Origin of the sequence: Cedecea neteri (assembly GCF_000758305.1) — a bacterium.
Taxonomy (GTDB): domain Bacteria; phylum Pseudomonadota; class Gammaproteobacteria; order Enterobacterales; family Enterobacteriaceae; genus Cedecea; species Cedecea neteri_C.
Genome location: NZ_CP009458.1, coordinates 68463 through 89201 on the forward strand (window position 1 = coordinate 68463; position 20739 = coordinate 89201).

24 protein-coding genes and 1 other annotated feature are annotated in these 20739 nt (G+C 52.3%); of the genes, 13 read left to right on the forward strand and 11 right to left on the reverse strand.

Annotated features, from left to right (window positions below):
* The first annotated feature begins 63 nt into the window (after positions 1 to 63).
* From bamD to pheA, 4 genes are all read left to right on the forward strand, one after another.
* Complete coding sequence (bamD, locus tag LH23_RS00355) at positions 64 to 801, forward strand: outer membrane protein assembly factor BamD (protein ID WP_008458157.1); 738 nt, start codon at positions 64 to 66, stop codon at positions 799 to 801.
* A gap of 268 nt (positions 802 to 1069) precedes the next feature.
* On the forward strand, positions 1070 to 1414 hold the full coding sequence (gene raiA, locus LH23_RS00360; protein ID WP_008458158.1) for a ribosome-associated translation inhibitor RaiA: 345 nt from the start codon (positions 1070 to 1072) through the stop codon (positions 1412 to 1414).
* A 108-nt stretch (positions 1415 to 1522) separates the two neighbouring features.
* Positions 1523 to 1647 (forward strand) — a sequence feature (Phe leader region).
* Positions 1524 to 1571: a pheA operon leader peptide PheL gene (gene pheL / locus LH23_RS24150; RefSeq protein ID WP_193216298.1), complete on the forward strand. Its 48-nt coding sequence runs from the start codon at positions 1524 to 1526 to the stop codon at positions 1569 to 1571. It overlaps the preceding feature by 48 nt.
* 21 nt (positions 1648 to 1668) lie before the next feature.
* Positions 1669 to 2829, forward strand: a complete 1161-nt coding sequence (gene pheA, locus LH23_RS00365; RefSeq protein WP_039286850.1) for a bifunctional chorismate mutase/prephenate dehydratase — start codon at positions 1669 to 1671, stop codon at positions 2827 to 2829.
* 37 nt (positions 2830 to 2866) lie between these two features.
* Here the strand turns inward: pheA and LH23_RS00370 are convergent, their stop codons facing one another.
* From LH23_RS00370 to aroF, 3 genes are all read right to left on the reverse strand, one after another.
* Positions 2867 to 3739, reverse strand: a complete 873-nt coding sequence (locus LH23_RS00370) for an SMP-30/gluconolactonase/LRE family protein (protein ID WP_039286853.1) — start codon at positions 3737 to 3739, stop codon at positions 2867 to 2869.
* A 77-nt stretch (positions 3740 to 3816) separates the two neighbouring features.
* Positions 3817 to 4938, reverse strand: a complete 1122-nt coding sequence (gene tyrA, locus LH23_RS00375; protein ID WP_039286856.1) for a bifunctional chorismate mutase/prephenate dehydrogenase — start codon at positions 4936 to 4938, stop codon at positions 3817 to 3819.
* A 10-nt stretch (positions 4939 to 4948) separates the two neighbouring features.
* Positions 4949 to 6019 (reverse strand): 3-deoxy-7-phosphoheptulonate synthase AroF, encoded by a 1071-nt coding sequence (gene aroF / locus LH23_RS00380; protein ID WP_039286859.1) that lies wholly within the window; start codon positions 6017 to 6019, stop codon positions 4949 to 4951.
* Between the two features lie 541 nt (positions 6020 to 6560).
* Here aroF and LH23_RS00385 point away from each other — a divergent pair.
* From LH23_RS00385 to LH23_RS00395, 3 genes are read left to right on the forward strand one after another with little or no spacing between them, the layout of a single operon-like run.
* Positions 6561 to 7031, forward strand: a complete 471-nt coding sequence (locus tag LH23_RS00385; protein WP_139827424.1) for a YfiR family protein — start codon at positions 6561 to 6563, stop codon at positions 7029 to 7031.
* Entirely contained in the window at positions 7024 to 8268 is a 1245-nt protein-coding gene (gene dgcN, locus LH23_RS00390) for a diguanylate cyclase DgcN (RefSeq protein WP_039286865.1), read from the forward strand. Before LH23_RS00385 ends, dgcN begins: the two co-directional genes overlap by 8 nt.
* Entirely contained in the window at positions 8265 to 8750 is a 486-nt protein-coding gene (locus tag LH23_RS00395; RefSeq protein WP_039286867.1) for an OmpA family protein, read from the forward strand. Before dgcN ends, LH23_RS00395 begins: the two co-directional genes overlap by 4 nt.
* 74 nt (positions 8751 to 8824) lie before the next feature.
* Here the strand turns inward: LH23_RS00395 and rplS are convergent, their stop codons facing one another.
* From rplS to ffh, 5 genes are all read right to left on the reverse strand, one after another.
* Entirely contained in the window at positions 8825 to 9172 is a 348-nt protein-coding gene (gene rplS / locus LH23_RS00400) for a 50S ribosomal protein L19 (protein ID WP_008458168.1), read from the reverse strand.
* A 164-nt stretch (positions 9173 to 9336) separates the two neighbouring features.
* Positions 9337 to 10104, reverse strand: a complete 768-nt coding sequence (trmD, locus tag LH23_RS00405; protein WP_039286871.1) for a tRNA (guanosine(37)-N1)-methyltransferase TrmD — start codon at positions 10102 to 10104, stop codon at positions 9337 to 9339.
* 46 nt (positions 10105 to 10150) lie between these two features.
* On the reverse strand, positions 10151 to 10699 hold the full coding sequence (gene rimM / locus LH23_RS00410; protein WP_008458170.1) for a ribosome maturation factor RimM: 549 nt from the start codon (positions 10697 to 10699) through the stop codon (positions 10151 to 10153).
* 18 nt (positions 10700 to 10717) lie between these two features.
* Positions 10718 to 10966 (reverse strand): 30S ribosomal protein S16, encoded by a 249-nt coding sequence (gene rpsP / locus LH23_RS00415; RefSeq protein WP_038479704.1) that lies wholly within the window; start codon positions 10964 to 10966, stop codon positions 10718 to 10720.
* 113 nt (positions 10967 to 11079) lie between these two features.
* Positions 11080 to 12441, reverse strand: coding sequence for a signal recognition particle protein (gene ffh / locus LH23_RS00420; protein WP_039286878.1), 1362 nt, complete (start codon positions 12439 to 12441; stop codon positions 11080 to 11082).
* A gap of 167 nt (positions 12442 to 12608) precedes the next feature.
* Between ffh and LH23_RS00425 the strand changes: the two genes are divergently transcribed.
* Together LH23_RS00425 and LH23_RS00430 are read left to right on the forward strand one after the other, a co-directional pair.
* On the forward strand, positions 12609 to 13397 hold the full coding sequence (locus LH23_RS00425; RefSeq protein WP_008458173.1) for a cytochrome C assembly family protein: 789 nt from the start codon (positions 12609 to 12611) through the stop codon (positions 13395 to 13397).
* A gap of 24 nt (positions 13398 to 13421) precedes the next feature.
* Positions 13422 to 14708, forward strand: coding sequence for an HlyC/CorC family transporter (locus LH23_RS00430; protein WP_039286882.1), 1287 nt, complete (start codon positions 13422 to 13424; stop codon positions 14706 to 14708).
* Positions 14709 to 14756: 48 nt separating this feature from the next.
* On the opposite strand, the gene grpE is transcribed toward LH23_RS00430, so the two are convergent.
* Positions 14757 to 15335: a nucleotide exchange factor GrpE gene (gene grpE / locus LH23_RS00435; protein ID WP_008458175.1), complete on the reverse strand. Its 579-nt coding sequence runs from the start codon at positions 15333 to 15335 to the stop codon at positions 14757 to 14759.
* Positions 15336 to 15458: 123 nt separating this feature from the next.
* On the opposite strand from grpE, the gene nadK reads away from it, so the two are divergent.
* The 3 genes from nadK to bamE all read left to right on the forward strand — a co-directional run bounded on the left by nadK (position 15459) and on the right by bamE (position 18773).
* A complete protein-coding gene (gene nadK, locus LH23_RS00440) occupies positions 15459 to 16337 on the forward strand; it encodes an NAD(+) kinase (RefSeq protein ID WP_008458177.1) in 879 nt (292 codons plus the stop codon).
* Positions 16338 to 16547: 210 nt separating this feature from the next.
* Positions 16548 to 18209, forward strand: coding sequence for a DNA repair protein RecN (gene recN, locus LH23_RS00445; protein WP_039286897.1), 1662 nt, complete (start codon positions 16548 to 16550; stop codon positions 18207 to 18209).
* Between the two features lie 219 nt (positions 18210 to 18428).
* Entirely contained in the window at positions 18429 to 18773 is a 345-nt protein-coding gene (bamE, locus tag LH23_RS00450) for an outer membrane protein assembly factor BamE (protein WP_008458182.1), read from the forward strand.
* Positions 18774 to 18835: 62 nt separating this feature from the next.
* Here bamE and LH23_RS00455 read toward each other — a convergent pair whose 3' ends face one another.
* On the reverse strand, positions 18836 to 19126 hold the full coding sequence (locus LH23_RS00455) for an RnfH family protein (protein ID WP_039286900.1): 291 nt from the start codon (positions 19124 to 19126) through the stop codon (positions 18836 to 18838).
* Positions 19116 to 19553 carry a type II toxin-antitoxin system RatA family toxin gene (locus LH23_RS00460; protein ID WP_039286903.1) on the reverse strand — a complete coding sequence of 146 codons (438 nt, stop codon included), beginning with the start codon at positions 19551 to 19553 and terminating at the stop codon, positions 19116 to 19118. Before LH23_RS00460 ends, LH23_RS00455 begins: the two co-directional genes overlap by 11 nt.
* A 153-nt stretch (positions 19554 to 19706) precedes the next feature.
* Here LH23_RS00460 and smpB point away from each other — a divergent pair, with 153 nt between their 5' ends.
* A complete protein-coding gene (gene smpB / locus LH23_RS00465; protein ID WP_008458185.1) occupies positions 19707 to 20189 on the forward strand; it encodes an SsrA-binding protein SmpB in 483 nt (160 codons plus the stop codon).
* Positions 20190 to 20739 lie beyond the last annotated feature (550 nt).

Sequence of the window (20739 nt, forward strand, 5' to 3'; positions counted from 1 at the left end):
CTTTATCGGGAGCCGGAACACGAACTCTCCCGGAAATAACATTACTTAGGAAAGTCAAACGTCATGACGCGCATGAAATATCTGGTGGCAGCGGCCACGTTGAGCCTGGCTTTGGCTGGTTGCTCCAGTTCCAAGGATGAGGTTCCTGATAATCCGCCTTCTGAGATCTACGCGACTGCCCAGCAAAAGCTGCAGGACGGTAACTTTAAAGCGGCGATAACGCAACTGGAAGCGCTGGATAACCGCTATCCATTCGGCCCGTACTCTCAGCAAGTGCAGCTCGACCTGATCTACGCCTACTACAAAAATGCGGACTTACCGCTGGCTCAGGCGGCGATCGATCGCTTTATGCGCCTCAATCCAACTCATCCAAACATTGACTACGTACTTTACATGCGTGGCCTGACAGACATGGCGTTGGATGACAGCGCGCTACAGGGCTTCTTTGGCGTTGACCGTTCCGACCGTGATCCACAGCATGCTCGCGATGCTTTTAACGACTTCTCGAAGCTGGTGCGTGGCTACCCGAACAGTCAGTACGTTACCGATGCCACTAAACGCCTCGTGTTCCTCAAAGATCGCCTGGCGAAGTATGAGCTTTCCGTGGCGCAATATTACACGAAACGCGGCGCATGGGTGGCAGTAGTTAATCGCGTTGAAGGTATGCTGCGTGATTATCCGGATACTCAGGCCACCCGTGACGGCCTGAAACTGATGGAAAATGCTTACCGCGAGCTGCAGATGCCGGGTCAGGCAGAGAAAGTGGCGAAGATCATTGCTGCCAATAGCAGCAACACCTGATAGACAATCTCACAAGAAAAACGGCAGCCTCGGCTGCCGTTTTTTTATCTGCCGACGCAAAAACTGAAACGGTTTAGCGTCAGGTCATCCCATCAAATATGGACGTAATTTCCGATAACCACAAGCCTTAAAAACACATATCCTGTCCTGCCTCACAAAAAGGTCGCCTTGACAAAAAGTGACAAAATAACGTGATTTACATCACACATTTTGACATTAAGAACGGTATGCTGGAGTTACCAAGACGGCAAAGACAAGAGGTAAATTTATGACAATGAACATTACCAGCAAGCAAATGGAAATCACTCCAGCTATTCGCCAGCATGTCGCCGACCGTCTCAGCAAACTGGACAAGTGGCAAACTCATCTCATTAATCCACATATTATCTTGTCCAAAGAGCCTCAAGGTTTTGTGGCTGATGCCACGATTAACACACCGAATGGGCACCTCGTAGCCAGTGCCAGACATGAAGATATGTATACGGCTATCAACGATTTGATCAACAAACTGGAGCGGCAGTTAAATAAAGTGCAACACAAAGGTGAAGCACGTCGCGCAGCAGGTTCAGTGAAAGACGTGTCCTTCGCAGAAGCAGAAGCTGACGAAGAGTAATACATTACTCTCCTTCCACTCACCGCAACGCGCCTCCGGGCGCGTTTTTTATTGACAGAACGAAAACAGAGCAGGTACTTTACCTCTCAGATTCCTCAGGAAACCTGACATGAAACTTTTCCCGTTCTTCTTCGCATTCTTTTTTACCTTCCCCTGACTGGGAGGCAATTCGTCGTGTGATAAAGAATGCGAAGACGAACAAACAAGCCTCCCAAACGGGAGGCTTTTTTTATGGACATCGAAAAGGTAGCGTTATGACCGAAATTAATCCGTTGCTGGCCCTGCGCGATAAAATCAGCGCGCTGGATGAAAAGCTGTTAGCCCTGCTGGCAGAGCGCCGCCTGCTGGCAGTTGAAGTTGGCAAAGCCAAACTCGCTTCTCACCGCCCGGTACGCGATATCGATCGTGAAAGAGATTTACTGGAACGCCTGATTACCCTAGGTAAAGACCACCATCTCGATGCCCACTACATCACGCGCCTGTTCCAGCTCATTATTGAAGATTCTGTACTTACCCAACAAACCCTGCTGCAGCAGCATTTGAACAAAACGAACCCGCATTCTGCCCGCATCGCTTTCCTCGGCCCTAAAGGGTCTTATTCTCACCTTGCTGCGCGCCAGTATGCCGCGCGTCACTTTGAGCAGTTCATCGAAAGCGGCTGTGCCAAATTCCATGACATCTTCAACCAGGTGGAAACCGGTCAGGCCGATTACGCTGTAGTGCCGATTGAAAATACCAGTTCGGGCGCCATTAACGACGTCTACGATCTGCTGCAGCACACTAGCCTGTCGATCGTCGCCGAAATGACCGTGCCGATTGACCATTGTGTACTGGTATCCGGCTCCACCGATCTCGAGCAAATCCAAACGGTTTATAGCCACCCTCAACCTTTCCAGCAGTGTAGCCAGTTCATTAACCGCTACCCGCACTGGAAAATTGAATACACCGAAAGTACCTCTGCGGCGATGGAAAAAGTCGCTCAGGCCAACTCGCCTCACGTTGCCGCTCTGGGCAGCGAGGCAGGAGGCGCACTTTATGGCCTGCAGGTGCTGGAACGTAATCTCGCGAACCAGACTCAGAACATCACCCGCTTCATTGTGCTGGCACGTAAGGCTGTCGAAGTATCTGACCAGGTACCCGCAAAAACCACATTGCTGATGGCGACTGGCCAGCAGGCCGGTGCCCTGGTAGAAGCACTTCTGGTATTACGTAATCACAACCTGATCATGACCAAGCTGGAATCACGTCCGATCAACGGCAACCCGTGGGAAGAAATGTTCTATCTGGATATTCAGGCAAACCTGAAAGATGAGGGCATGCGTAAGGCGCTGCGCGAGTTGGGGGAAATCACCCGTTCCCTGAAAGTACTCGGCAGCTACCCAAGCGAAAACGTTGTACCGGTCGACCCGGCCTGATAACAATGCCAGCCCGGCTAAAACCGGGCTGCACAAATCACACTTCCCGAAACTTCAGTTTTTCCATTCCGGCCACCGCAACGCGGAGGGAGAAAAGCGCCCCGGAAAGCGGTAATCGGGCCACTTCGTCTTCGTCCATGTTTTCTCTGGTGGTGGTAATAAACAGCGTTTTCATATCGTCACCGCCAAAACAGACCATAGTCGGGCAACGCACGGGCAAGCGATGCTCTTCCACAATCTCACCCTGCGGCGAAATACGCACAATGCGATAGCCATCAAACAGCGCCGTCCAGTAATAGCCTTCGCAGTCCATCGCTGCGCCATCTGGAATGCCCTCGCCTTCGGCAAATCGTCTGAAGACTTCGCGTCGGCCAGGCTCACCTTGTGCGTCCAGTGGCGTGCGGTAAATCACGGCATTGGGCGTGTCTGAGGTATACATCCATTTACCATCCGGACTAAATGCCAGCCCGTTTGCGCCATGGATATCATGCTGGATCACATGCGGTGTCAGATCGTTATCCACCCTGCAAAGTAGCGCACCGTTGTAATCGCCTGGCCCCCAGAATGTGCCGGCATAAAAACGCCCCTGCCTGTCGGTACCGCCATCGTTGAAACGCGCCAAATCAGGGTTACTCGGGTTATCACAGACTTTGCCAACGATCAGTCCGGTATTATTGGTCAGCCAGATACCACTGCGCATTGCCACAATAAACCCGCCTGACTCGCGCAAGGCAAAGCAACCTACCTCTTCAGAAAACTGAATAACATCATGTTTGCCGCTGGCCAGATGGTAGCGGTGTATTTCATTCTCAAGAATATCCGTCCAGTAGAGGCTACCTTCTTCTGCGCTCCACGTAGGGCATTCGGGTAAGTGACCGGTGTAGTCGAACAGCAGCTGCGGCTCAGACATTTCAGGGATCCTTTTGACAAACAAAAAAGCCAGCGGGCAGACTCCCACTGGCTTTTGATTATAAGACCTTTTGGCACTTACTGACGGTTATCATTTGCCTGCCGTAGCAGGACACGGCTCTCATTCTGGAAACGCTGCGCGTAATCCCCGAACCAGTGCTCCACTTTCCGGAAGCTGTCGATAAACGCCTGCTTGTCGCCGTGTTCCAGCAGGCCGATCGCCTCGCCGAACCGTTTGTAATAGCGCTTGATCAGCGCCAGGTTACTTTCCGACGACATGATTATGTCGGCATAGAGCTGTGGATCCTGAGCAAACAGTCGGCCCACCATCGCCAGCTCCAGGCGGTAAATCGGCGAAGACAAAGCCAGCAGTTGCTCAAGCTGCACGTTTTCTTCCGCCAGATGCAGACCATAGGCGAATGTGGCGAAGTGGCGCAACGCCTGAATAAACGCCATGTTCTGATCGTGCTCGACCGCGCTGGAACGGTGCAAGCGCGCACCCCAGACCTGAATCTGTTCCAACAGCCACTGATAGGCTTCTGGCTGACGGCCATCGCAGTAGACTACAACCTGTTTTGCCAGGCTGCCGCTGTCCGGGCCAAACATCGGGTGCAGACCAAGTACCGGGCCAGAATGCACAGTAAGCATCGCCTGCAGAGGGCCATTCTTCACCGACGCTAAGTCCACCAGAATGCAATCCGCCGGCAGCGGAGGCAGCTTAGCGATAACCTGCTCAGTGATATGAATCGGCACGCTGACAATCACCATGCCCGCATCGGCCAGCAGCGCCGGGGCTTTGTCCCAGTCTTCTTTTTCAAGAATACGAACCTGGTAGCCGGAAAGCGTCAGCATTTTTTCAAACAGACGGCCCATCTGGCCACCGCCGCCCACAATTACCACCGGACGCAAAGCAGGATGCAGGGTTTTAAAGCCCTTGTCGTTCTCGCTGGAGTACGACTCGCGCATCACGCGACGCAGCACGTCCTCAATTAAATCCGGCGGAACGCCCAGAGCTTCAGCCTCTTTGCGGCGAGACGCCAGCATGGAGGTTTCTCGCTCCGGCACATAAATCGGCAAGCCGAAGCGGCTTTTTACTTCACCCACTTCCGCTACCAGCTCCAGCCGCTTAGCCAGTAAATCCAGTAGCGCTTTATCCACTTCATCGATTTGATCGCGCAGCGCGGTCAATTCAGCCACCATAGTAAACCTCTTATGCCTGACGAGCCGCCAGCACACCGCTCAGATCTTTGTGGATCTCACGCAGCAGGCTGTCCGTAGTTTCCCAGTCGATGCAGGCATCGGTAACGGACACGCCGTATTTCATTTCGCTGCGCGGCTGCTCTGATGATTGATTCCCTTCATGGATATTACTTTCAATCATCAGGCCAATAATAGAGCGGTTACCATCTTTAATCTGAGCAATGGCGGATTCGGCCACGCCCGGCTGGCGACGGAAGTCTTTATTTGAGTTGCCGTGGCTGCAATCGATCATCAAGGAAGGACGCAGGCCTGCTTTCTGCATTTCAGTTTCGCACTGAGCGACATCAGCCGGACTGTAGTTCGGCGCTTTACCGCCGCGCAGAATCACATGCCCATCAGGGTTACCCTGAGTCTGCAGCAGACAAACCTGCCCTGCCTGGTTGATACCCACGAAACGATGCGGCATTGCAGCTGCACGCATCGCGTTAATCGCCGTGCCCAGACTACCGTCAGTCCCATTTTTAAAACCAACCGGCATAGAAAGGCCAGAAGCCATTTCGCGGTGGGTCTGGGATTCAGTGGTACGAGCACCAATTGCAGACCAGCTAAACAGATCGCCCAGGTATTGCGGGCTATTTGGATCCAGCGCCTCGGTTGCCAACGGCAGCCCCAGGCTTACCAACTCAACCAGCAGGCGACGCGCAATTTTCAGCCCTGCTTCCACATCAAACGAGCCATCCATATGCGGGTCGTTGATAAGCCCTTTCCAACCCACGGTCGTACGAGGCTTTTCAAAATAGACGCGCATCACGAGGTACAGACTATCGCTAACTTGTTCAGACAGAGCTTTAAAACGACGAGCGTATTCAATCGCAGCTTCCGGATCGTGGATCGAGCAAGGTCCACAAACAACCAGCAGGCGCGGATCGCGGCCAGCAATAATATTGGAGATCGTTTGGCGAGACTGCTCAATTTGCGCTTCCTGAGCCGCAGTGAGTGGAAATTCCGCTTTCAGCTGATCCGGCGTGATGAGTATCTGTTCGTCAGAGATATGAACGTTGTTGAGCGCGTCTTTTTGCATGATGTCTGTCCTGTATTTAGCTCGTTTGCGATAGTCGTTTCCTCGTCGAGGAGGGCTTACTGTAACCGCGCACAGTAAAGATTGCAATCCATTATACGTAAAATAATCGTTACACCATCAATTAAAATCCGCATAACACCATTAAATATGTAAACATAAAATTACACAAAGCATAAAAATGCGCAATTTTCGGTCAAAAATGCATGACTAAACAAAAGCGCGCGTAAAAATTCAATCTGCCTTCTATGCTGATATTATCCCTTGTGAGTGCATTTTTCGTGGGGGAAGCCGATAACGATTTACGCCATCATTCCAGGGCTATTCTCGTTATTATTTTGGATAATCAGGAATATCATCACACCTGGGAATGAATGACGGAAATACGTGGGAGTGATATGCTCGAAGGCAACATCATAAATAATAAAGGCTGGCTTCACTGGCCAGGATGCTTTTGGGCTGGTGACGCGTGAAAACCACGTCTCAACTCCGCGGGCTGGCGTTATTTTTAACGTTTGTCGTCCTCCTGCTAACAATATTCAGAATGCAAGCTGCGCAGGCAACGAGCGCCGTGCTGCCCGATAAAGTCCGCACTACAGTGACCGGGATTGTCAGCTACACACGTTGGCCTCAGTTGCAGGGGCTTCCTAAACTCTGCATATTTTCAACGGCAACCTATGCCGCGACGCTAAGCACGAAAAATAACGATATCTCATATCAACCTCTGCTCGTTCAGTCATCAGACGAGGCATTGCGAGCGAACTGCGACGGGATATATTTTGGTAACGAGTCACCACAACAGCAGTTGCAATTAATAGAACGTTATCAATCCCGGCCTTTATTACTCATTGCCGAGCAGAACCCACAATGCATAATTGGCAGTGCTTTCTGCCTGAATATTCATAATGACGCAGTTTCTTTTTCGGTAAACCTTGATGCACTCAGCCGCAGCGGCGTCAGGGTTAGCCCGGATGTATTACTGCTGGCCCGGCCAGGGAATAATAGTCATGAATAAGGATTTGACTACGTCGTCACGTCCAACGTTTAAAGGAACGTTACGTAGAATCAGCATAATCAGCGTGGTCATTGCCATGCTGGTTGTCTGGCTACTGCTTTCCGTCGCCTCGATGCTGACGCTAAAACAGTACGCTCAAAAAAATCTCGAATTGCTGGCGGTGACAGTGAGTCACAGCCTTGAAGCTGCGGTTGTTTTCCGTGATGGCACAGCAGCCAATGAAACCCTGGCTGTTCTGGGTAAACAAGGGCAATTTACCGCCGCAAAGGTGGTCGATGTTAATGGCCAGGAGCTAACGCATTGGCAGGCAGACAAGCCCTCTCAGCACGACATGGTGGGAGGCCTGGTCACCCGATGGCTATATCCTCATCCGATCAAGCAGCCTATCTGGCATAACGGCAAAATCATCGGTGAAATGCGCCTGATAGGCACGGATGCTACCGTGACCTTGTTCGTCTGGCTCTCATTAGGCGTGCTGACAGCCTGTATTTTACTCGCCTCAGTTATCGCATTAGGCATTTCACGCCATTTACACCGCGATATTGATGCCGCCCTGCAGAATATTACCGATGTTGTCCATGACGTTCGCAGTAACCGTAACTTTTCTCGCCGCGTATCACCGGAAAAAATTGAAGAGTTCCACCTCTTTGCCCAGGACTTCAACAGCTTACTGGATGAGATGGAAGAATGGCAAAAACAGCTTCAGCTGAAAAATGCTTCACTGCAGAAAACGGCGCTCCAGGATTCATTGACTAGCCTGGCAAACCGGGCTGCCTTCCGAACGGCGCTGGATAAACTGATTGCAGATCCAGAAACACTCCATAACAGTGCGTTGCTGTTTATGGACGGCGACAACTTCAAGTTTGTTAATGATACATGGGGACATGCGGCCGGAGATACCGTGCTTATCGAAGTCGCAAAACGGTTGCAGGTGTTCGCCAATACGCGTCACCTCGCCTTCCGCCTTGGCGGGGACGAATTTGCCATGCTGCTTCATTCGGTGAATAGCGAAGAACAGGCCGCTTCCGTGCTGAAACAACTGAAAGAGATAGTCGAACAGCCAATACTTTTACCTGGTGAGCACTGGGTCACCATGACCCTAAGCGTCGGCGTTGCGCTCGCAAAAGATATCACTTCAGCGGAAAGCCTGATGGAAACCGCTGACCGCAATATGTACATAGAAAAACACAAGCAACGTGAGTTGCTAATAAAACAGCCCCAAAGGGATACATTATGAAAGCTTCACGCTTATTTGCACCGGCAATCCTCTTCTCGTTTCTGTTAACCGGCTGCCAGGCACCGCCATCGACGTTCTCCCCTGAGCAAGTCGCCGCGATGCGCTCGTACGGCTTCTCTGAGTCAAACGACGGCTGGTCACTTGGGCTGTCAGACAAGATCCTGTTTGGTAAAAACCAGTACAAACTGCAGCCTGAAAGCTACCAAACCATCCAGAGCATGGCCGCCAAACTTTCAGCAACGGGCCTGAAACATGCCCGTATGGATGGTCACACCGATAACTACGGTGAAGACGGCTACAACGAACAACTCTCCCTCAAGCGAGCCAACATTGTGGCAGATGCCTGGGCCGAAGGTGCTCACATCCCACGCAGCAACCTCACAACCCAAGGTTTGGGTAAGAAATACCCGGTGGCCAGCAATAGCACTGGCGAAGGCCGCGCGGAAAACCGCCGCGTCGCGGTGGTGATCACCGCCCCATAATAAAGACAAATTTAGAGCATAAAAAAGGGCTGCCAGATGGCAGCCCTTTTATTTGGATGTCGCCTAAGCGAATCTTAGTTAAGACGCTCTTTGATACGAGCAGACTTACCAGTACGCTCACGCAGGTAGTACAGTTTAGCTTTACGAACGGCACCACGACGTTTAACAGTAATGCTGTCGATTACTGGGGAGTGAGTCTGGAATACACGCTCAACACCTTCGCCGTTAGAAATTTTACGAACAGTGAATGCAGAGTGCAGACCGCGGTTACGGATAGCGATAACCACGCCCTCAAATGCCTGCAGACGTTTTTTAGAACCTTCAACGACCCATACTTTCACTTCCACGGAGTCGCCCGGTCGGAAGGAAGGTACATCCTGTTTCATCTGTTCTTGTTCAAGTTGCTTAATAATATTGCTCATAATTTATCTCTTATCCTGGGTAAACTGATATTTCCCCGTCATATTTGAAGCTGCATCTGCGCTGGCTGCTCTCCTTCACCCGAATCACTTACTGAAGTAAGCTCATCGGGATTCACTCGCTTGCCATCTGGCTGCAACTCCAACTATTTTGGGGTTAAGGGGGCTTACGCCTGCCCATCATGTTTATGTTGCTGTTGCGTATGCTCTTTTTTGAACTCCGCCAGCAACCTTGCTTGCTCTTCAGTCAGAGCCAGGTTTTCCAAAAGTTCAGGTCTTCTAAGCCAGGTGCGGCCCAGCGACTGTTTCAGGCGCCAACGGCGAATCTCCGCATGGTTCCCCGACAGTAACACCGCCGGTACTTCCATGCCATCCAACACTTCAGGACGGGTGTAGTGAGGGCAATCCAGCAACCCTTCAGCAAACGAATCTTCGGTTGCCGATGCTTCATGTCCCAAAACGCCCGGGATAAACCGGGAGACTGAGTCAATCAGCGTCATCGCTGGTAGCTCACCGCCGCTGAGAACGTAATCGCCGATTGACCATTCTTCGTCAATTTCGGTTTGGATCACGCGCTCATCGATCCCTTCGTAACGGCCACAAACCAGAATTAACTTCTCGTTTGTTGCCAGTTCACTGACGCCAGCTTGATCAAGCTTGCGCCCCTGAGGTGAAAGATAGATAACCTTAGCACCTTCTCCCGCCGCTGCTTTCGCTGCGTGGATGGCTTCCCGCAAAGGGTTCACCATCATCAGCATTCCCGGTCCGCCGCCGTAAGGACGATCGTCCACGGTACGGTGCCGGTCATAGGTGAAGTCGCGCGGACTCCAGCTTTGAATGCTCAGCAGGCCATTTTTTACTGCCCGGCCAGTTACCCCGTAATCGGTAATTGCGCGGAACATTTCAGGAAACAGGCTAACAATACCAATAAACACGAGCCAATCCCCATTATGCTAGCGACTACCGTATGATTTCGGAGTTTTAAAAACCAGGATCCCAATCTACTTCAATGGTTTGAGTAGCGAGATCGACTTTCTTGATAACCTGCCCATCGAGGAACGGAACCAGCCGCTCCTTGATACCAAATGCATCCTTCAGGTTTGCCTTGATGACGAGAACGTCATTCGAGCCGGTTTCCATCATGTCGATGACTTTACCGAGCTGGTAGCCTTGAGTGGTCACTACCTGGCAGCCCATAAGGTCTTTCCAGTAGTAGTCACCCGCTTCAAGAGCCGGCAGCTGCGTTGAATCCACGACAATTTCGCAATTGGTCAGAAGATTCGCTGCATCCCGATCGTCAACGCCTTGCAGCTTGATGATCAGATCCTGATTGTGGTGCTTCCAGCTTTCCAGCTGTACTTGCTGCCACTGACCGCCGCGCTGGATAAACCAGGGCTGGTAGTCAAAAATGCTTTCGGCGTCTTCGGTGGAGGAAAACACTCTGAGCCAACCACGAATACCGTAGGAGGAGCCCATCTTGCCCAACACAATTGGGTTAACAGGAACCTGTGCGGCGAGTTGCTTGCTCATCATGACCACCGTGACAGATTAAGCTGCTTTCTTAGCTTCTTTGATCAGCGCAGCAACGCGATCAGAAACGGTTGCGCCCTGGCCAACCCAATGAGCTACGCGATCCAGATCCAGGCGAACGCCTTCTTCTTTCTCGTTAGCGATAGGGTTGAAGAAACCAACGCGCTCAATGAAGCGACCGTTACGTGCATTACGGCTATCAGTAACGACAACCTGGTAGAACGGACGCTTTTTAGCGCCGTGACGTGCTAAACGAATAGTTACCATAACATCCTCTTTAGTGAATAAAACGCCGGGCCCCATCGAGGGATGGAGCCCGGTGTCATATTAAAAGCCCGAAAATTTTACTGATTTCTGGGGAAAAAGCAATCGAAAAGAGCTTAGCGGCCAGGGAAACCTGGCGGCATCATCCCTTTCATACCACGCATCATTTTGGCCATGCCGCCTTTCTTCATTTTCTTCATCATGCGCTGCATGTCATCAAACTGCTTCAGCAGACGGTTAACGTCCTGTACCTGCATGCCGGAACCCTGCGCGATACGGCGCTTGCGGGAACCTTTAATGATGTCCGGCTGGGCGCGTTCTTTCAGCGTCATCGAGCTGATGATCGCCTCCATACGCACCAGCACTTTGTCGTCCATCTGGGATTTAACGTTGTCCGGTAACTGACCCATGCCCGGCAGCTTGCTCATCATGCTTGCCATGCCGCCCATGTTTTTCATCTGTTTGAGCTGTTCAAGGAAGTCGGTCAGGTCGAAGCCGTCGCCTTTTTTCAGCTTGCTGGCGAGTTTCTCAGCCTGCGCGCGGTCAACCTTACTTTCGATATCTTCAATCAGCGACAGCACGTCGCCCATGCCGAGGATACGGGAGGCAATACGGTCCGGGTGGAACGGCTCCAGCGCTTCGGTTTTCTCCCCAACGCCGAGGAATTTGATTGGCTTGCCGGTGATATGGCGAATCGACAGCGCTGCACCGCCGCGGGCGTCGCCGTCCACTTTAGTCAGCACCACGCCGGTCAGCGGCAGCGCTTCGTTGAACGCCTTCGCGGTATTCGCCGCATCCTGACCGGTCATGGCATCGACCACAAACAGCGTTTCTACCGGCTTAATTGCGGCATGAACCTGTTTGATTTCGTCCATCATCGCTTCGTCAACGTGCAAACGACCGGCGGTATCCACCAGCAGCACGTCGTAGAACTTCAGCTTCGCTTCTTTCAGCGCAGCGTTAACGATATCGACAGGTTTTTGCTGAGCGTCAGACGGGAAGAAGTCCACTTCAACCTGCTGAGCCAGGGTTTCCAGCTGTTTAATCGCCGCCGGGCGATAAACGTCCGCTGAAACCACCAACACTTTTTTCTTCTGCTTTTCGCGCAGGAATTTACCTAACTTACCGACGCTGGTAGTTTTACCGGCACCCTGCAGACCCGCCATCAGCACGACTGCCGGTGGCTGCGCCGCCAGGTTCAGGCTGCTGTTCTCTTCGCCCATCGCGGAAACCAGTTCAGCGCGAACGATTTTGACGAACTCCTGGCCCGGGGTCAGGCTTTTATTGACTTCATGCCCCACCGCTTTTTCTTTAACGCGGTTGATAAAATCACGCACTACCGGCAACGCAACGTCCGCCTCCAGCAGCGCCATGCGCACTTCGCGCAGCGTCTCTTTAACGTTTTCTTCGGTTAGCCGCCCACGGCCGCTAATATTGCGCAGGGTACGCGACAGACGGTCTGTTAAATTATCAAACATGGTATTTTGCCTAACGTGGTAACTGGGGCCGCAGCTCGCGACACAAAACTGAATTTGGCGGATTATAACATGAAGCCGCCTCGGGTGTGATCCAACGGTTGGAGCAGGCGACAGGTAACGTTATACTGACTTTTTTGTTCTCTGGCCAATTTGACCGACACCTTAATATGCCCGTTTTCGCCATTCTTGCGCTTGTAGCCTACTCCGTCAGCCTCGCGCTGATCATTCCCGGTCTTCTGCGGAAGAACAGCGGATGGCGCCGCTTTGCCATTTTGTCCGCCGCTATTGCTCTGGTCAGCCATGCGCTGGCGCTGGAAGCACGCTTCTTCACCGTCGATGGCGGGCAAAACCTGAGCCTGCTGAACGTAGGCTCCCTCGTCAGCCTGATGATTTGTACGGTAATGACCATTGTTGCCTCCCGCAATCGTGGCTGGCTGCTGTTACCGATTGTTTACGCCTTTGCGCTGATAAATCTGGCCCTGGCGACCTTTATGCCCAACGAATTTATCACCCATCTTGAAGCCACACCGGGGATGATGGTGCATATTGGCCTGTCGCTCTTTGCCTATGCGACGCTGATCATTGCCGCACTGTACGCTTTGCAGCTGGCGTGGATTGACTATCAATTGAAGAACAAAAAACTGGCCTTCAGCGCAGAAATGCCGCCGCTGATGGTGATCGAACGTAAAATGTTCCATATCACCCAGGTGGGCGTTGTCCTGCTGACGTTGACGCTGTGCACCGGTCTCTTTTATATGAAAAACCTGTTCAGCATGGAAAACGTCGACAAAGCCGTGCTGTCCATTCTTGCCTGGTTTGTCTACGTCGTTCTGCTGTGGGGGCACTATCATGAAGGATGGCGCGGCCGTCGCGTGGTCTGGTTCAACGTTGCCGGGGCGGGCATTTTAACCCTCGCTTACTTTGGCAGCCGTGTCCTGCAGCAGTTCGTTAGCTAGTTAATCTCTTAAAGGAAATCACTTTTGGAACACATCTCAACCACCACGCTGATCGTCACCCTGATCATCATGGTGGTGGTGTCCGCGTACTTCTCCGGTTCAGAAACCGGCATGATGACGCTAAACCGCTACCGCCTGCGCCACCGCGCCAAACAGGGCAACCGGGCAGCGAAGCGCGTTGAAAAACTCCTGCGTAAACCAGACCGCCTGATCAGCCTGGTGTTAATCGGGAATAACCTGGTCAATATTCTGGCTTCTGCATTAGCGACTATCGTCGGCATCCGCCTATACGGTAACGCAGGCGTGGCAATAGCGACCGGTGTTTTAACCTTTGTTGTGCTGGTGTTTGCCGAAGTCCTGCCTAAAACCATCGCCGCGCTGTATCCCGAAAAAGTTGCCTATCCAAGCAGTTGGCTGCTCGGCCCACTGCAGTTTCTGATGATGCCGCTGGTCTGGCTGCTGAATACCATCACCCGTCTGCTGATGCGCATGGTTGGCATCAAGGTCGATAACATTATTAGCACCGCGCTCAGCAAAGACGAGCTGCGAACCATCGTGCATGAATCCCGCTCGCAAATTTCGCGGCGCAACCAGGATATGTTGCTGTCGGTCCTGGATCTGGAAAAGGTCAGCGTCGATGACATCATGGTGCCGCGAAACGAAATCGTTGGCATCAATATTAATGACGACTGGAAGTCCATCGTCCGCCAGTTAACGCACTCCCCGCACGGCCGCATTGTGCTGTACCGCGACAGTCTGGATGATGCTATCGGCATGCTGCGCGTCCGCGAAGCCTACCGGCTAATGACCGAGAAAAAAGAGTTCACCAAAGAGGTGATGCTCCGTTCCGCCGATGAGATTTACTTTGTGCCGGAAGGCACCCCGCTCAGCGTGCAGTTGGTGAAATTCCAGCGCAATAAAAAGAAAGTTGGTCTGGTGGTAGATGAATACGGCGATATCCAGGGCCTGGTAACCGTAGAAGATATTCTGGAAGAGATCGTCGGTGACTTCACCACGTCCATGTCCCCAACGCTTGCGGAAGAAGTGACCCCGCAAAACGACGGCTCGGTCATCATTGAAGGCAGCGCCAACGTGCGTGAACTCAATAAAGCCTTTAACTGGACGCTGCCGGAAGACGACGCCCGCACGGTAAACGGGATGATTCTGGAAGAGATTCAGGAAATCCCGGCCGCAGGAACCCGCATCCGGCTCAGTCAATACGACATCGATATCCTCGACGTACAGGACAACATGATTAAGCAGGTGCGCGTCACGCCGGTGAAGCCGCTACGGCAAAGCGTTGAGCAATAGACGTAAAAAAGCCAGCCTCAGGGCTGGCTTTTTACTTTCGGCAACGAATCAGGCTTTGGCTACGGAAACCATCGCGGCACGAATAGTACGGCCATTCAGGGTGTAACCTTTCTGCATCACCATCAGCACGTTATTTGGCGCAACGTCGGCAGATTCAACCATCGCAATGGCCTGGTGCACGTCCGGGTTAAACGGCACGTTAGTCTCGCCAACCACTTCCACACCGAACTTGCGAACCACATCCAGCATGGACTTCTGGGTCAGTTCAATGCCTTCGATCATTGGGGCTAAATCCGGATTGGACTTGTCGGCCACTTCCAGCGCGCGATCCAGGCTGTCGATAACCGGCAGCAGTTCGTTCACGAATTTCTCCAGGGCAAACTTGTGCGCTTTCTCGATATCCTGTTCGGTGCGGCGACGCAGGTTAGCTAAATCAGCCTGGTGGCGAGGCTCAATTTCACGCTCGCGCTGCTTCATTTCTGCCAGTTGGGCCTGCAGATTTGCAATCTCTTCGTCGCGCGGATCCACGACATCGGCACCTTCTACGGCCTCGACTTCTTCGTGCTGATCCATGACGATATCTTCCGGGGCTTGCTCGTTAGGTGTTTTCTGTTCTTTACTACTCATGAAATTCTCCGCGTTTTTAGCATTCATCTCGCTGCTTCGCTTATTATGGGGATCAGTTTCAGGGTTTCAAGGGAACCTGTCATATTGTCGCAGGAACGTCTGCGAATAAGGACCACCAGGATAATGAACAAACATTTCAACTGCATCGGTATTGTCGGGCACCCGCGTCACCCCACCGCTCTGACCACGCATGAAATGCTCTATCGCTGGCTGTGCGCCAAAGGCTATGAAGTGATGGTGGAACAGCAAATCGCCCAGGAGCTTAACCTAAAACAGGTAAAAACCGGCACGCTGGCGGAGATAGGCCAGCAGGCTGACTTAGCCGTGGTCGTCGGCGGGGATGGCAATATGCTGGGTGCCGCTCGGGTGCTCGCCCGCTATGACATCAAAGTGATTGGCATCAACCGCGGTAACCTTGGCTTCCTGACCGACCTTGACCCGGACAATGCCCAGCAGCAGTTGGCGGACGTTCTTGAGGGGCATTACATCACCGAACGCCGCTTCCTGCTCGAAGCACAGGTCTGCCAGCACGATACGCCCACACGCCTCAGTACGGCGATAAACGAAGTGGTGCTTCACCCAGGCAAAGTCGCGCACATGATTGAGTTCGAAGTGTATATCGACGAAATTTTTGCGTTTTCACAGCGTTCTGACGGACTGATTATCTCTACGCCGACCGGCTCAACCGCCTATTCGCTTTCAGCCGGAGGCCCGATTCTTACGCCTTCGCTGGATGCCATCACGTTGGTACCGATGTTTCCACACACGCTGTCTGCACGCCCGCTGGTGATCAACAGCAGCAGCACCATTCGCCTGCGTTTTTCCCACATGCGCAGCGACCTTGAAATCAGCTGTGACAGCCAAATTGCACTGCCTATACAGGAAGGTGAGGACGTGCTCATTCGCCGCTGCGACTATCACCTCAATCTGATTCACCCGAAAGACTACAGCTATTTCAACACATTAAGCTCGAAACTCGGCTGGTCGAAAAAATTGTTCTAAAAAACCACCTGGCCACTTTACTGTATATAAAACCAGTTTATACTGTATGAAAACACAGTAACTCAATCGAGCTCTAAATAATTCGAGTTGCAGGCAGGCGGCAAGAGAGTGCATCCCCAGGATGCTTACCTGAGTAAGTGACTGGGGTAAGTGAAAGCAGCCAACACTCCTGCAGCTTGAAGTATGACGAGCTCATACAGGAAGGTGGCTATGCTCGCTCAACTCACCATCAGTAACTTCGCTATCGTTCGTGAACTTGAAATAGACTTTCATCACGGGATGACGGCCATCACCGGGGAAACCGGTGCCGGTAAATCTATTGCCATAGATGCGCTGGGCCTGTGCCTGGGCGGTCGCGCAGAAGCGGATATGGTGCGTTCTGGGGCAAATCGCGCGGATCTCTGCGCCCGCTTTTCCCTGAAAGATACCCCGGCGGCGCTACGCTGGCTGGAAGAAAATCAGCTGGAAGACGGCAGTGAATGCCTGCTGCGCCGCGTCATCAGCAGCGATGGCCGCTCCCGCGGTTTCATCAACGGCACGGCTGTTCCCCTTTCCCAACTGCGCGATCTCGGGCAGTTGCTTATCCAGATTCACGGGCAGCATGCCCACCAGCTCCTGCTCAAGCCGGAGCATCAAAAAACGCTGCTGGACGGCTATGCCGGTGAACAGGCGCTGACCCAGCAAATGGCAGAGCGCTACCGTGAATGGCACCAAAGCTGCCGTACGCTGGCACAGCATCAGCAGCTTGCCCAGGAGCGGTCAGCCAGGGCCGAGCTGCTCCACTACCAGCTTAAAGAGCTGAATGAGTTTTCTCCCGTTGCCGGTGAATTTGAACTGATTGATGAAGAGTACAAGCGGCTTGCCAACAGCGGCCAACTGCTCTCCACCAGCCAGCAGGCGCTGGACGTCCTGGCCGACGGGGAAGAAAGCAATCTACAAAGTCAGCTGTATACCGTGCGCCACCTCATGGGTGAACTGGTGGGCATGGATAACAAGCTCTCTGGCGTGCTGGATATGCTGGAAGAAGCCGCGATTCAGATCTCCGAAGCCAGCGACGAACTGCGTCATTACTGCGATCGGTTGGATCTGGATCCAAACCGTCTGTACGAACTGGAACAGCGTATCTCCCGCCAGATCTCTCTGGCACGTAAGCACCACATCACGCCAGAAGAGCTACCGGCTTTCCACCAGAAGTTGCTAGATGAACAGCAGTTACTGGATGAGCAAACCGGGTCATTGGAAGAATTGCTGCAGGCCGTTGCCCAGCATCACCAGCAGGCGCTTGCCGTGGCGATGGCGCTTCACCAAAGCCGAGTCAAACATGCCAATGAACTGTGCCAGTTGATTACGGAAAGCATGCACTCGCTCTCCATGCCACACGGCAAGCTCGCCATAGACGTCGACTTTAACGAAAACCACCTGACCGCCGAAGGCGCTGACCGCATTGATTTCCGCGTCAGCACTAACCCTGGGCAGCCGCTTCAGCCTCTGGCAAAAGTCGCCTCGGGCGGTGAGCTTTCTCGCATCGCGCTGGCGATTCAGGTAATAACCGCCCGTAAAATGGAAACACCGGCGCTGATCTTCGATGAAGTCGACGTGGGGATCAGCGGTCCGACCGCCGCGGTTGTGGGCAAACTGTTACGTCAGTTGGGCGAATCTACCCAGGTGATGTGCGTCACCCACTTACCGCAGGTTGCCGGCTGTGGCCACCATCACTTCTTCGTCAGCAAAGAAACCGACGGTGAAATGACCGAAACCCATATGCAGCCCCTGGATAAACGTTCTCGTCTGCAGGAGCTTGCCCGTCTTCTCGGCGGCAGTGAAGTGACCCGCAACACGCTGGCGAATGCCAAAGAGCTGCTGGCCGCCTGAGGCTTTATCATGCACGGTGTGTTTCGCACCGTGCATTGTGCAAAAAACGCCCACCCCATTCGAGAATCCGTCTTTCTGTCACCTTTTCAACCAACTTTTTTATGCTCCCACTGTCAGAGTTGAGCGCCTTGAGGTTTTAAACTGCTTAAAGGTCTATTATCATCGGCATAATACGAATGAGCCACGCACTACTCCGGCCCGAAAAGGAATCAAATCACTATGCGTTGTAAAATGCTGACTGCTGCCGCAGCGGTTCTTCTGATGTTGACCGCAGGCTGTTCCACTCTGGAGCGAGTGGTTTACCGCCCAGACATCAACCAGGGTAACTATCTGGCCCCCAATGACGTGTCCAAACTCCGCGTTGGCATGACCCAGCAGCAGGTGGCCTACACCCTCGGGACGCCAATGATGTCCGATCCATTCGGCACCAATACCTGGTTCTATGTCTTCCGCCAGCAGCCGGGCCACGAGAACGTGACTCAGCAGACGCTGACCCTGACCTTTAACAGCAGCGGCGTGCTGACCAACATCGACAACAAACCGGCCCTGACCAAAGGGGAATAAGGCTGGCTCGATGCATAAAAAAAGGTGCCCGAGGCACCTTTTTTTGTCACTTTCACACAGGATTATTTCTGGGCTGAACGTTCCGCACGCTGGCGGCGCAGCTCTTTAGGGTCAGCAATCAGCGGCCGGTAAATCTCAACCCGATCGCCGTCATTCACTTTATCCCCCAGCTTTACCGGGCGGCTATAAACCCCGACTTTGTTTTTCGCCAGATCGATATCGTCACGAAGCTCAAGCAGGCCAGAGGCGATAATCGCCTGCTCAACCGTACTGCCTTCTTCAAGCTTCACCTGGCGTAGATACTGTTTTTGCGGCAGGGCGTACACCACCTCAACCTGAATCTCACGCGACACGGTAAACCTCTTTGGCGCGGGTGGTGAATGCCTGGACCATGCTGCCGGCAAGCTCTTTAAAGATACGGCCAAAGGCCAGCTCAATCAGCTTATTGGTAAATTCGAAATCAAGCTGGAACTCAATCCGGCAGGCATCTTCGCTGAGCGGCGTGAACTTCCAGCCGCCCATCAGCTTTTTGAAGGGGCCATCCACCAGATGCATCAGGATGCTTTGATTGTCGGTCAGGATATTTCGGGTGGTAAAAGTTTTGCTGATCCCAGCTTTTGAAACGTCGACCGCCGCCGTCATCTGATTCGCCGATGCGTCAATCACCCGGCTACCGGTGCAGCCAGGTAAAAATTCCGGGTACGAATTCACGTCGTTTACTAACTGGTACATCTGCTCGGCGCTGTAGGGCACCAAAGCAGTACGGCTAATCTGCGGCATAACAATTCCTGGGAGTCATAAATCGGACAAATAATAACATTTATCACCGCGCAAACAAAAACTCTCTGCCGCTCATGCTAAGATAAGCGCTTCCTCCTCGCACAGGCTGCGGGGTGTCTTTGAACTCCTGGATTACATATACTGAGCAGCACTATGACTAAGAAAAAAGCACACAAACCAGGCTCAGCCACCATTGCGCTTAACAAGCGTGCCCGCCACGAATACTTTATCGAAGATGAGATTGAAGCGGGCCTCGCGCTGCAAGGCTGGGAAGTAAAATCATTACGTGCCGGGAAGGCAAACATCGGCGACAGCTACGTCATCTTTAAAGATGGCGAAGCGTATTTGTTTGGCGCCAACTTCACGCCGCTGACCGTCGCCTCCAGCCACGTCGTCTGCGATCCTACCCGCACCCGCAAGCTGCTGCTAAACCAGCGCGAGCTGGACAACCTGTTCGGTAGCGTCAGCCGCGACGGTTATACCATCGTCGCCCTGTCCCTCTACTGGAAAAACGCCTGGTGCAAAGTGAAAATCGGCGTAGCGAAAGGTAAGAAGCAGCATGATAAGCGTTCTGATGCGAAGGATCGTGAATGGGCCGTAGATAAAGCCCGCATCATGAAAAACGCGGGTCGTTAAGGCGATTCTCGCCCTCTCCCCTCCGCTGGCTCTTCGCCTGAAGAGCCAGCATAAAAAAATTACACGCATTTTTAATTATCAGCTATTATTGCGCAGTCAAATATTGGGACATTTAAATTAGTTAAGCGACACTAAATAATATATACTATTTTTCTTCACAATTACCTTTTCCACTAAAAATCACAAACTCATAGATATATAATATTTCCTGCATTAGTAACCCTCTTTATACTCCTCACAAAATAGATAATTTCTTCCAAGTTTTTCTTCTTTACAAAACAGAATACCCCACCAAAAAAGGCATCATGCCCCTTTCAGACACAAGGATTATTATGCCTAAAACCTCAATTCAACCAGGATAATGCAACAGCCTCGCTAAAACTTATCTTAAATCTTTCAACATGATAAGAATAGTCGTAGCCAACCGGCAGCGAGGAAACTGGCTTCAGCCGTTTGGGTGAGTCCGTTACGCTCACTGATACTTTAGAACCACTTACATAGTGTTAAATATGGCTTAAGTTGCGCTTTCATTTTTTCCTGTCTATATCAT

What these genes read in the sequence shown, in the direction of transcription:
- LH23_RS00385 (WP_139827424.1), top strand. Translation starts at nt 6,561, where the DNA reads ATGCAAGCTGCGCAGGCAACGAGCGCCGTGCTGCCCGATAAAGTCCGC.
- tyrA (WP_039286856.1), bottom strand. Translation starts at nt 4,938, where the DNA reads ATGGTGGCTGAATTGACCGCGCTGCGCGATCAAATCGATGAAGTGGAT.
- nadK (WP_008458177.1), top strand. Translation starts at nt 15,459, where the DNA reads ATGAACAAACATTTCAACTGCATCGGTATTGTCGGGCACCCGCGTCAC.
- bamE (WP_008458182.1), top strand. Translation starts at nt 18,429, where the DNA reads ATGCGTTGTAAAATGCTGACTGCTGCCGCAGCGGTTCTTCTGATGTTG.
- LH23_RS00370 (WP_039286853.1), bottom strand. Translation starts at nt 3,739, where the DNA reads ATGTCTGAGCCGCAGCTGCTGTTCGACTACACCGGTCACTTACCCGAA.
- ffh (WP_039286878.1), bottom strand. Translation starts at nt 12,441, where the DNA reads ATGTTTGATAATTTAACAGACCGTCTGTCGCGTACCCTGCGCAATATT.
- grpE (WP_008458175.1), bottom strand. Translation starts at nt 15,335, where the DNA reads ATGAGTAGTAAAGAACAGAAAACACCTAACGAGCAAGCCCCGGAAGAT.
- smpB (WP_008458185.1), top strand. Translation starts at nt 19,707, where the DNA reads ATGACTAAGAAAAAAGCACACAAACCAGGCTCAGCCACCATTGCGCTT.
- recN (WP_039286897.1), top strand. Translation starts at nt 16,548, where the DNA reads ATGCTCGCTCAACTCACCATCAGTAACTTCGCTATCGTTCGTGAACTT.
- rimM (WP_008458170.1), bottom strand. Translation starts at nt 10,699, where the DNA reads ATGAGCAAGCAACTCGCCGCACAGGTTCCTGTTAACCCAATTGTGTTG.
- LH23_RS00460 (WP_039286903.1), bottom strand. Translation starts at nt 19,553, where the DNA reads ATGCCGCAGATTAGCCGTACTGCTTTGGTGCCCTACAGCGCCGAGCAG.
- dgcN (WP_039286865.1), top strand. Translation starts at nt 7,024, where the DNA reads ATGAATAAGGATTTGACTACGTCGTCACGTCCAACGTTTAAAGGAACG.
- rpsP (WP_038479704.1), bottom strand. Translation starts at nt 10,966, where the DNA reads ATGGTAACTATTCGTTTAGCACGTCACGGCGCTAAAAAGCGTCCGTTC.
- raiA (WP_008458158.1), top strand. Translation starts at nt 1,070, where the DNA reads ATGACAATGAACATTACCAGCAAGCAAATGGAAATCACTCCAGCTATT.
- rplS (WP_008458168.1), bottom strand. Translation starts at nt 9,172, where the DNA reads ATGAGCAATATTATTAAGCAACTTGAACAAGAACAGATGAAACAGGAT.
- bamD (WP_008458157.1), top strand. Translation starts at nt 64, where the DNA reads ATGACGCGCATGAAATATCTGGTGGCAGCGGCCACGTTGAGCCTGGCT.
- pheA (WP_039286850.1), top strand. Translation starts at nt 1,669, where the DNA reads ATGACCGAAATTAATCCGTTGCTGGCCCTGCGCGATAAAATCAGCGCG.
- LH23_RS00425 (WP_008458173.1), top strand. Translation starts at nt 12,609, where the DNA reads ATGCCCGTTTTCGCCATTCTTGCGCTTGTAGCCTACTCCGTCAGCCTC.
- LH23_RS00395 (WP_039286867.1), top strand. Translation starts at nt 8,265, where the DNA reads ATGAAAGCTTCACGCTTATTTGCACCGGCAATCCTCTTCTCGTTTCTG.
- aroF (WP_039286859.1), bottom strand. Translation starts at nt 6,019, where the DNA reads ATGCAAAAAGACGCGCTCAACAACGTTCATATCTCTGACGAACAGATA.